Origin of the sequence: Flagellimonas onchidii (assembly GCF_004804315.1) — a bacterium.
Lineage (GTDB): Bacteria > Bacteroidota > Bacteroidia > Flavobacteriales > Flavobacteriaceae > Flagellimonas > Flagellimonas onchidii.
In genome coordinates, this window is the sequence record NZ_SRXX01000053.1 from 1 (window position 1) to 873 (window position 873).

Annotated in this window: 2 protein-coding genes and 1 pseudogene; all 3 read left to right on the plus strand. The window is 45.1% G+C overall.

Annotated features, from left to right (window positions below; all coding sequences use genetic code 11):
* Positions 1 to 157: 157 nt before the first annotated feature.
* Entirely contained in the window at positions 158 to 337 is a 180-nt protein-coding gene (locus E4661_RS18950) for an IS3 family transposase (protein WP_168796449.1), read from the plus strand.
* Positions 338 to 355: 18 nt separating this feature from the next.
* Positions 356 to 643: pseudogene (locus E4661_RS19695) on the plus strand (transposase); the annotation flags it as partial.
* Positions 644 to 714: 71 nt separating this feature from the next.
* On the plus strand, positions 715 to 873 hold a 159-nt coding region (locus tag E4661_RS19700), incomplete at its 3' end, for a hypothetical protein (RefSeq protein ID WP_417936422.1).

The window sequence follows — 873 nt, forward strand, 5'->3', positions numbered from 1 at the left end:
AATCTGTAATGCTCCCCGAAAACTAGACCAGTTGCTTGGTTAAAAAACGAAAGTTTAAATTTAACCGAGATTATGAAAGGAAAACGAAGAAAGTTCAGTCCCCAGTTCAAGCCTGTATTACCGACCATTGGGCGAATCACCAGAAAACCTGAAGATCATGGAACTGATGGACAGACATGCGGCCACATTCCCCGCAGAAGGGGTGCTGTCCATGGTGAACATGTTGGCGGGCAAGGGGTATAGGATCAACCATAAAAGGGCAAGACGGTTGCTCAGAAAGATGGGCCACAGGACACTTTACCCCAAAAAGTACTTGAGCAAATTGGGCCTTACATAATACAAGAGACCTTATCTATTGCGCAATCTGGATATCAATAGGGCGAACCAAGTATGGAGCATCGATATCACCTACATTCCAATGTCCAAGGGATTTATGTACTGTACGGCCATTATCGATGTACATTCAAGAAAGATAGTTGGCTGGGGCATTTCCAACAGTCTGGGGGCACAACACTGTGTCGATGTGTTCGAGGATGCGGTAAGAAAACACGGAAAGCCGGAGATCATCAACTCCGATCTGGGAACACAGTTCACTTCCCATAAATGGACAAGTGCCGTTGAGCACAATGACATAAAGGTCTCCATGGACGGTAAGGGAGGGCGACCGACAACAGATGGATCGAGCGATTCTGGAGGACACTCAAGCATCAGTATATCTATCTCAACCCCGCAAATGACGGGTTGGAGCTACACGGAAACATCAAGTTTTACATTGGCTATTACAATACCGAGAAAGTACACCGGACCATCAATGCAATACCCAGTGAAATCTATAAAGAATCAATACGGAAACAACAACAAATATTAACCAAC